The organism is Holdemanella sp. DFI.5.55 (assembly GCF_020593575.1).
In the GTDB taxonomy this organism is placed as follows: Bacteria; Bacillota_I; Bacilli_A; order Erysipelotrichales; family Erysipelotrichaceae; genus Holdemanella; species Holdemanella hominis.
In genome coordinates, this window is record NZ_JAJDMK010000075.1 from 1 (window position 1) to 10346 (window position 10346).

The 10346-nt window shown below is 28.7% G+C and carries 9 protein-coding genes and 1 pseudogene; 2 read left to right on the plus strand and 8 right to left on the minus strand.

Features of this window, described 5'->3' with window-relative positions; all coding sequences use genetic code 11:
* Positions 1 to 62: 62 nt before the first annotated feature.
* The 8 genes from LJE08_RS11500 to LJE08_RS11535 all read right to left on the minus strand — a co-directional run bounded on the left by LJE08_RS11500 (position 63) and on the right by LJE08_RS11535 (position 8757).
* A complete protein-coding gene (locus tag LJE08_RS11500; RefSeq protein WP_227403291.1) occupies positions 63 to 1046 on the minus strand; it encodes a glycosyltransferase family 2 protein in 984 nt (327 codons plus the stop codon).
* A 78-nt stretch (positions 1047 to 1124) separates the two neighbouring features.
* The gene (locus tag LJE08_RS11505) at positions 1125 to 1916 is read right to left on the minus strand and encodes a glycosyltransferase (protein ID WP_227403292.1); all 792 of its coding nucleotides are present in this window, start codon (positions 1914 to 1916) and stop codon (positions 1125 to 1127) included.
* Entirely contained in the window at positions 1906 to 3081 is a 1176-nt protein-coding gene (locus LJE08_RS11510; RefSeq protein ID WP_227403293.1) for a hypothetical protein, read from the minus strand. The genes LJE08_RS11505 and LJE08_RS11510 overlap by 11 nt, the downstream gene beginning before the upstream one ends.
* Before the next feature lie 6 nt (positions 3082 to 3087).
* Positions 3088 to 4110, minus strand: a complete 1023-nt coding sequence (locus tag LJE08_RS11515) for a glycosyltransferase family A protein (RefSeq protein ID WP_227403294.1) — start codon at positions 4108 to 4110, stop codon at positions 3088 to 3090.
* 39 nt (positions 4111 to 4149) lie between these two features.
* Positions 4150 to 4983 carry a glycosyltransferase gene (locus LJE08_RS11520; RefSeq protein ID WP_227403295.1) on the minus strand — a complete coding sequence of 278 codons (834 nt, stop codon included), beginning with the start codon at positions 4981 to 4983 and terminating at the stop codon, positions 4150 to 4152.
* Positions 4983 to 5735: a WecB/TagA/CpsF family glycosyltransferase gene (locus LJE08_RS11525; protein ID WP_227403296.1), complete on the minus strand. Its 753-nt coding sequence runs from the start codon at positions 5733 to 5735 to the stop codon at positions 4983 to 4985. The genes LJE08_RS11520 and LJE08_RS11525 overlap by 1 nt, the downstream gene beginning before the upstream one ends.
* A gap of 2 nt (positions 5736 to 5737) precedes the next feature.
* Positions 5738 to 7048 carry a sugar phosphate nucleotidyltransferase gene (locus LJE08_RS11530; RefSeq protein ID WP_227403297.1) on the minus strand — a complete coding sequence of 437 codons (1311 nt, stop codon included), beginning with the start codon at positions 7046 to 7048 and terminating at the stop codon, positions 5738 to 5740.
* A gap of 14 nt (positions 7049 to 7062) precedes the next feature.
* Positions 7063 to 8757 (minus strand): phospho-sugar mutase, encoded by a 1695-nt coding sequence (locus LJE08_RS11535; RefSeq protein WP_227403298.1) that lies wholly within the window; start codon positions 8755 to 8757, stop codon positions 7063 to 7065.
* Positions 8758 to 9113: 356 nt separating this feature from the next.
* On the opposite strand from LJE08_RS11535, the gene LJE08_RS11540 reads away from it, so the two are divergent.
* Entirely contained in the window at positions 9114 to 9389 is a 276-nt protein-coding gene (locus tag LJE08_RS11540) for an IS1 family transposase (RefSeq protein WP_227403299.1), read from the plus strand.
* Positions 9390 to 9401: 12 nt separating this feature from the next.
* A pseudogene (locus LJE08_RS11545) lies at positions 9402 to 10112 on the plus strand (IS1595 family transposase); the annotation flags it as partial.
* Positions 10113 to 10346 lie beyond the last annotated feature (234 nt).

Sequence of the window (10346 nt, forward strand, 5' to 3'; positions counted from 1 at the left end):
AATAATTTAAAGCCGGTATTTTCACATAACCCTACACTATTTTAGAGCGCCTTTTTTTTTCATTAAGATTTTCTCCTTTTATCCTCACACAAAAAAATAATTCCATTAAGAATTCTCTTTATATTCCATTTCCAATTGTTTTTCCAAAAGTTTAACACCAAATATAAATAGTTTTCATTCAATTCACGGAATAAATTTTGTCTTTTGATATTATTAATATTCGTAGTTTTTAAATTATCAATAGAGAAACAAGCGATTTTCATTTTACATAAACGTTTAATTCGTTTATTAACTTTGCATTCATTTTCAATTTTCTTTAATGCAACTATATATTTCAATTCATCTTTATCATCAAATAATATATCTTCGGAGTGTGTTAAACTATTAACATTTTCCATATAACAATACAGTTGCGAACTAATTACTTTAACTTTCTTTTTACTTCGAATAGAATTTAAAACTTTTACATTAAAATGCATATCTTCACAATAACTTAAAGAACAGTCAAAACTCATATTTTTAAGAACCTCTGTCCTATAGTATTTATTCCAAACACTTCCCATGACAGAATCGTTAACTATTACTAATTCCATAGCTTTAGGAATAGAAATTTTTTTATTTTTTAAACCTTTATATGTATTATGTAAAATTCCATTTTCATCGATTGTTCCTATATTAAATGCACCAAAAACAGAAATTATATTTTCATTTTTTTTGAATTCATTAACTGCCAATTCTATTGCATTAATTTCCAAAAAATCATCAGCATCACAAAATCCTATAATATCGCCAGTAGCAAGTGATAATCCACAATTTCTTGCATAAGAAACACCCTTAGATCCAATAGATTTCGATATGATATTTTTGTATTTCTCTGCATACATTGAACATAAAAATGGAGAATTATCACTTGATCCATTCTCTACTAAAATACATTCAATATTTTTATAACTTTGACATACAACGCTTTCAATACAACGATTAAGAGTATTCTCAGCATTATGCACCGGTATGATAATCGAAACTTTTAACAATTCTTCCACCATTTTCTCCTAACTAATACATTTTATATAACTTTAAATTCAACTATGCTAATATTCAATGGCAATTTTATTCAAACATATCTAACGTTGAATTATATTTAATATTTGTTTTATTGTATTACCAAATCCATTTTTTTTAAATTTATTAATTACTCTAAATGGAAACGATACTAAACGTCTGATTTTAAGACTTATACCATGCTTATTACTACCTTCAATTCTATTAATCAACTTATCCAATGTGCTTAACCATGATGCATTATACAAATGAATAGATAAAGTATTAGCAGTAATATTCATTTTATTGGTATTATACTCTAATGGACAAAAATACTCGGGTGGATATACTGTAAAATCATCACATCTCCATATTTTATTGCCACTAAAACTATAACCAAATTGAAGTAATGGTTTTGTATTTATTTTAGGACATGGATCCATATTATATGAACCATCATCATTAATGAAATGTTTGTTATAATATTCTTTTAATAATAAATCAATTATAGGACTATGCTTTTCCGCTCCAAAGCCAAGACCTGTAGCAACATATCCCGTTGTTTCTTCACCAAAATAACATTTTTCTTGTAGCAGAATATCTAGAGACTTTACCAATTCAACATCTGTATCTAAATATATTCCTCCATTATCATAGACAACTTTTAGACGAGCATAATCTGAAACAAAAGCCCATTTCTTTGCCTTATATGCTTCCTTTACAAAATCACAACATTCTAAATCAAAATTAGTTTCATTCCATTCAATAATTTCATAATCAGGGCAATACTTCTTCCACGATTCAATGCATCTAATAGCTAAATCTGGTAATTCATTTCCTCCAAACCAACAATAGTGTATTTTCTTAGGTAACATTTTGTTTTACCCCTTCCTTTTTTAATCCACTTTTACCTCTATAAAAGGCAAAAAGTAAAGTAAAGTTTTTCCCAACATAAGACATAGTACCTTCATAAATCAACCAAATCAATAATACTGAAATTATTATACACATTACTATATCTTTTCTCTTAGCAATATTATTTAACACTCTTTGCACAATGTAAAAATATGCTATGAATCCAATAACACCATATTGTAAAAAAATCATCATATGACCATTATCTAAAGCATGATATTGCCATTCTGGCCACACACTAGGATCTAAATTTACACCGAATAAACTCATAGAATAAGCTTTAAAGTTTAACCAAGCTAGCCCTATTCTTCCATTAAATATTAAATCATTAATTAAATTAATTAGTCTTGAATGTCCTCCAAAAAAAGCAAAAAGAATAATAACTATTATAATTGTTAATATTATTACAATATTCAAGTAAGGTAAATATTTAAAAATTAAAGATTTAATACTATTAAATTTTCCAGTTTTATTAATACAAATCAGAATTATTGTTAATAAACTCAGTAAAAAAGCTGTACGCCCTCTAGAAAAATAAAAAATTAGCAATGTAGATATTAACGAAATTAATATTGTTTTAATTTGTACGTTATTCCTATTCACGCATAAATATAAAAAAACTATTGTAGTTGCTTGGGCAGTTAATATATTTGGATGATTAAAGCCAAACGTATACGCATTGACTGTATATAGACTTTTATTTATCTCAACTACTTGATTTGGTAAAATACCAATCAAGGATAAAAGAATAATACAAATAGTCAAGAATAATTCTTCAATAAAAATGATTCTAAAAACTTTATCTATACTATTTCTAGGAATTAATGTTACAGCCAAGAATGTTAATAATAAACCAGTAAATCGGGTTGAAATATAGCATAATAAACCAATACACATCAAAATTCCAAAAACAAACTTTTCTTTTAAACTAGATTTTTTTAAGAGCATACAAGAAATAGCGAACATTAATGTGCACCCTAATATAACATCATGAATAAAACTATCATTAAAACTAGTCCAAGTAGTTGATTCAAACACATACATTGATATTAGTAAGACTATAAATCCAACATAAGAATTTAGTTCAGTTAAATTATTCTTTACAAATTTTATATTCATTTTCATAAATTATTAACCTATTAAATTTCTAATTCTTAACATAAAACAAATCCTATTAAGTTTATTCTCTTTTAATAACTTTAATAACACTATATAATTCTTTTTTAAATATGGTTTAATTTCATCTAAATATTTGATACTTTCTATAAAATAACAATCCGAATTAATTTTACTTAAGAAAGTTTTTTGCTCACTAAAAGAATTCCATTTTTTATATCTTGATTGAGTCATAGTTCGTGCAGAAGTTTGTAATACTTTTATTGCAAATAAGGTATTAAAATTATCAATATTCCAAACATTCTTTTGACGAACAATTTCATCAAAGACTTTCTTGAAAGAAAAATAATAATTTTCATCAAATCTTCTTGTCATCCCAGTACCCATTCGATAAAGATACAAAGGTTCATTTAAGTATACAAATGTTCTGGCATTATTAATTAATTCTATTGTTTGTAATGTGTCTTCTCCTGTTCCAAATTTACCAAATTTTTTATAATCATTTGTTAAATCTATACATTTTTTCTTATATATTTTACAACACATACTGACTATATCTTGGCTTTTAAAATATTTATCATAAACATTTTCTTTAGTGACAACACATTCTTTATCATTAGAAAAAATGTCATGAGTTACAATTTCTTTATTTTCTCCATCAAAAGAATAATAATTAAAAAATATCAAATCAGGAAAAGAAAATTTTTCGATCACATTTTTTAATCGATTCAACATATTTTCATCAAGTAAATCGTCTGAATCACAATTCAAGATATACTCACCCTTAGCTTTTTTATAGCCAAATCTTCTTGTTAATAGTAAGCCTTGATTTTCATTATGATAAACACTAATATAATTTTCATATTTTTCATAATACTGATCACAAATAGCTCCACTATTATCTGTAGAACCATCATCTATCAGTAAAATCTCACAATCTATCTGATTTTGAACAATCTGATTTATAATCGAATCCACACATTTTGATAAATAATCTTCTACATTATACACTGGTATAACAATACTAAACAGTTTCAATTCTATCTCACCTTTCAATAATAACAACAGTATATCTTATTAATTAAGACATTTTTCTTTTAAAAAGTTAAATGCACAACACATTTTAATTTTCAAATTACTATAATGTCTATATTCTTTTAAATAATAAGAAAAACTTTTATTCTTAATTTTAATAATTTCATTTAACTCAAAACTTGATTTTACAGTTGTAGAGTGATTATGAATAATACTAGTATTCGTGCAACATGCACATCTAAACCCTTTATTAATTAGTCTTTCCGCTAAAATGACTTCTTCATAATAAAGAAAGGTTGAATCATCCAAATAATCCACCTGATTTAACTTATTTAAATCAACTAACATACAACATCCTTGAGGACGATATACATATCCATATTTATCTATATCTTGAATATTTCTACCCCTCTTTTTATATAAATACATTCCTACAGTATAATCGAATAAATTAGGTCGCTTTGCATCTCGATTAAACAAATATCCCGATGGTGAATAAACATCTGGATTAACTACAGCTAATTTATTATCCTTATCAACTACTTCTAATAGTTTCTTTAAAAATTCTTTATCATTGAATAAAATATCATTATTAAGGATAAGTGCATATTTATATCCATGATTGAAAGCATATTTTAATCCTATATTATTTCCACTGGCATAACCATTGTTTTCAGTGGAATAAATGAACCTATATCCTAATTGGCTATTTTTTTCTAGTTCTTCTTTTGATTCATTTGGAGAAGCATTGTCTACAACAATAATATTTTCATAATCTATACCAATCTCTTTGTGACACAGATCAATTTCATTTAATGTATCCCTCCATGATTTATAATTAAGAATTACAACAGCAACCTCATTAATAGTAGACATTATACACCTCTCCGATATTTTCTTGCTATACTAATTATTTTCATGTCATCTACTAAATATCTCTTTGCTAATCTCTTAGGGTCTTGAGTGATTCGGTAAAGCCATTCTAAACCATGTTCTGACATCCATCTAGGAGCTCTTTTGATATTTCCTGCTTCAAAGTCAATACTCGCCCCTAAACCAAATGAGATAGGCACATCTAGTTCTTTGCAGTGATGATACATATACTTTTCTTGTTTTGGGCAGCCTAAACCAACAATTAAAATATCAGGATGAACTTCTTGAATCTGTCTTTCAATTTTTTTTAATTCCACTTTATCCTTTTCAAATCCGAAAGGAGGTGAGTAAGTACCTACAATATTCAGCCCTTTATACTTGTCCATCAAATTTTTAGCTGCTTTATCTGCAACACCCTCAGCTGCACCAAGTAAATACATAGTATATCCTTTTTTCGCCGCTAACTCACACACACGAGGAAATAGATCTGAGCCAGAAATTTTCTCTTTAATTGGCGTTTTATACCAGTTGGAAATCCAAATTAATGGTTTACCATCCGTTAAAATCAAGGATGCATTCTCATAAACCCTTTTTAATTCTTCATCTTTTTCAAGTTGTACGATATGATCCACATTAGGTGTTACAACATAAGAACAATTATCTTCTTTAATTAAACTATCAATCGCATCCAGTGTTTCGTCCATTGTTAAATTATCAATCTCTGTATTCATTAATCTCATTCTTGTCATAGCCATACCTACATTTCATACTTTGACTTATCAGTCACTTTAATAATATCGCCTAATTGAATTTCGATGATTTCCATTTTCTCATATGCCTTAATATTATGCCTTGTGTTAATTGGAATTTGAATAACATCCCCCGCATTAACAACCTTGTACTCCCCATTAATACACGCTTTACCAGTACCAGAAACAATATTCCAAATCTCAGTTCTCGATGAATGTGAATGATAACTCATTTCTGTGTTTGGCTTCATTTCAATCTTAATTGTTTTTGAATTTTCCTGATTATCGATTACCGTAAAAGTGCCCCAAGATTTTTCTGCAAACATACTCGGATTGTCTATTTTTTCTACATACGGCTTCATATAGCCACTTCTTTCTTTAGTAGAAACTAAGATACCATCTTCACTGGCAGCAACAACCATGTCCTCACATCCCATGCAAAGAATTGGAATATTTAATTCATTTACGACATTTGTATCTTTACAAGTATCATCTAAAATTACATCGCCTTTTGTCTTATCAGCCATAACCTCAGCCATCATATTCCAAGTTCCAACATCTTTCCATTGCCCAGTATATCTTAGCACTTGGATATTAGGTTCTTTTTCAACGACTGCGTAATCAAAACTAATTTTTGTCAATGTATCATATTTCTTAAATAAATCTGCATAATCCACAAAATCAATTAATTCATGTGCTTTATTTAATAAATACCCTAGTTTAAACGCAAACACACCTGCATTCCATAACGCACCTTGTTTAATGTATTCTTTGGCTGTTTCTGTATCTGGCTTTTCAGTAAATTTAGCTACACGACTAATCTCATTCTTATCCACAGGAATAATATATCCATACTTTTCACTAGGAACAGTTGGTTCTATTCCCATCAAAACTAAATTTGATTGTCCTTCTTTTACAATTTCCTCTAATTTCTGTACAGTCTGATAATAAGTATTATCTACATAAGGATCCACAGGACAAACGGCAACACAATCCTCTTCACTTAATCCCTGTACATCTTTTAGATAAGCAGCTGCTAAAGCGATTGCTGGAAATGTATCTCTTCTGCAAGGCTCTAAACAAATGGAAACCTTGTTTCCTAATTGATTACGAATCGCACTCACTTGTGACTTACTTGTCGCAATTGTCACTTCCATATCCGAATTCACAGTTTGAATTTGACGATACACTCTTTGTACCATAGATTCATACTTTCCATTTTCATTCTTAAATAATTTTATGAATTGTTTACTACGAACATTATTCGATAATGGCCATAAACGTTTCCCACTACCTCCTGAAAGTAAAATAATATGCATAATATACCCCTTTCCTATAGTCCCATTCTTGTTTTAATTAAATTCTGAATCATCTCAAATCGAACATTCGCATCCGATTCATCATTTCCTCTAATACTATAATAAATTTTAATTTTAGGTTCTGTTCCCGAAGGTCTAACAGCTACCCATGAACCGTCTTTTAATTCATATTTCAACACATTTGAAATTGGATATGTGCCAAAACCATGCTCTTCAAATGTTGTTTTATTAAAATCCGATATTTTTTCAACATCCGTAAATGGACATTCATTTCGTAGAGTACTCATCATCTCATTAATTTTTTCAACACCATCTTTTCCTTTTAATGTGAAACTTTCTAGAACATCTTTATAATAACCATATTCATTATAAATATCATTTAACTTATCTATTAATGTCTTATTTTGACTCTTAGCTTCTGCAGCCATCTCACAAATCAACATACTAGAAACAACGGCATCTTTATCCCTAGCATGAGTCCCACAAAGATATCCATAAGATTCTTCATATCCAAACAAATAATCAAAGTTTCTTGATAAATCATCTTGATCTTTTGCCTTTTCAAACTGAGTAATCTTCTCCCCAATAAATTTAAAACCAGTTAGTGTTGAAAAAACTTCAATATCATTTTTTTCCGCAATCTTTGCACCCAATTCAGAAGTAACGATTGTTTTAATAATAGCAGGTTTTTCTAGTTCATTTAAATCTGTGTGACGAATAATAAAATCCATTAGTAATGAACCAATTTGATTTCCTGTCAATAATTTATATTCATTATTCGCATCTTTAACCGCAATACCCACACGATCACAATCTGGATCTGTACCTAATACAATATCCGCATTTAACTCTTTAGCTAATTCGATACCTAAAGTTAAAGCTTCCTTATCTTCAGGATTTGGTGATTTAACAGTAGAAAAATCCCCATCATCATTTGCCTGTTCATCAACTAGCGAAGCACAATGGAACCCATCCATTTCTAATATTTTAGAAACGGGTATTCTACCAGAACCGTGTAATGGAGTATATACAACATTTAAATTATTCTTTATTATTTCATTTTTAATACGCTGTTGTTTATATACTTCTGAAACAAATTCCTCTGTATTATCAATAAAAGTAAGTAATGTATCATTTCCTTCAAAATCTATTGACTGATAATCTATCACTTCATTCACATATTGAATTACTCGATCAGCCTGACTAGGAACCAATTGACATCCATACTCATCATAAACCTTATATCCATTATATTCCTTAGGATTATGACTTGCTGTTAAAACAACACCAGCTAAAGCTTTATAATAAGGCACAGAAAAGCTCAACTGTGGCGTTGGTCTGGCATCTTTCATAAGATATACTTTTAACCCTAGCCCCGTTAAAACATCAGCTACCACTCTAGCATATTCTTTACTATTATTTCTTGTATCAAACCCAATAACAACCCCTCGTTCAATACATTCGTCTTTACCATAGCTATCCATTAAATAATGTCCTAAACCTAAAGTTACTTTGCCAACTGTATATTTATTTAGACGATTTGTACCAGCACCCATAATTCCTCGAAGTCCACCAGTACCAAATTCTAATTCTTTATAAAATCGATCTTCTATTTCCTTCTCAAAAGTTATACATCCTAATTCTTCTCTTGTATCTTCATCAAAAAAATTATCATTGATCCAATTATTATATACCGCCAAATACCCCATATAATACCTTCCTATATTTTCAAAAAAGAAGTGCCTGATTTAACCAACTATAATCTGTCATAAATTACTCATTATAAAATATCTAAATTGCTTATAAGCCTTCAACGTAAATTGTTAATTCTGAAATTAACGACAACACAAAACATGTGTTTTTTTACTAAATGATTTTATCATATAAACAAGCTTAAGGCAAAACGTATCAATTGCTAACCGTTTATAGAATAGTTATCAACTCTTCAGATTCATTTTTATCTGATTTAACTTTTAAAGTAAAGACACATTTAATAAAACAGGATATAGACATCATTATTGTCGATTAGACTAGTACACTTTACCTATAAGCGAGGTAACGAAACATGTGTACAGAATTTAATTTAAAAATAGATGAATCTACTGAGTTGCTGGATACAAGAACATTCGATAACTACGATACGAATGAGTTACTACAATTATCTGATGCCATTAAGCAGTCATGCTTTGAATTTCTATTCAGCTCTCATATCGAGTGCTGCCCTTATTGTGGAAGCATTCATATTGTTAAGGACGGAAAAAACAGTAAAGGAAGACAACGTTATAAATGCAATAATTGTAAACGAAGATTCATTAATAGTACAAATCATCTAATGCATTAGTCTCATTTATCAAAAGAACAATGGGAAATCTTATTCTATTCTTCATTGAACAATGATTATTTATCTAAAACTGCAAAGCTTGTAGGTATCAGTATTGTTTCAGCTTTTTATAACAGACATAAACTTATGTATGTGCATAATCAATTGATAAACAAAAAGCAATTGTCAAAGAAAAATGAACTAGATGAAACATATTTGACTTACCAAGATAAGGGGTTTGTAAACCAAAATCGTAGAGGTATAAGTAAAGATAAAATTGGTATCGCATGTGCAATAGATGAAGATGGAAATTATGTTGTACACACGGCAGATAGAGGTCGTCCCACCTCTAGCACGCTAATAGATATTTTTAAAAATACAATATGTCCTGGATCAATCGTAATCAGTGATAGTCAAAGAAGCTATCACCAATTAATGGATGCATTAAATATAAAATGTGTCAAAATACCAACTGGTGAAAAATCGAAAGATGGATATACCTTAGAAATGGTTAATCGTCTTCATGATAGAATCAAAGCATTCTTCAGAGGCGAAAGAAATGTAATGACACATTATCTACAAGGGTATTTAGCGTTATTTCAATATAGTGAGTTACATACAATGATGATTGGAAGCAAGATGTTTCAAGATGAATTCATGAAAATCAACAATATCTTAAGTGGCGTTCGAAATAAAGATATATGTCCAGAAGTCAATTTATACAAAACGTTGTATGAATGTTAATTTTAGCTTTATATCCTAATTTATTAAATGTGTCTTTTTTCACAAAAAAAGGTTCCTATCTATAGGTGAATCTCTAATTCAACTATGTCAATGAACCAATTTTATTAATATTTGCTTAGTAATTATTTTGAAATTCTAACTATTTCCATAATTTTTCAGGATATACACCATCTTCAATTAATTGTTTAAAGGCATTTTGTACATATTCCTTATCTTCAGCATATGTTACACCAA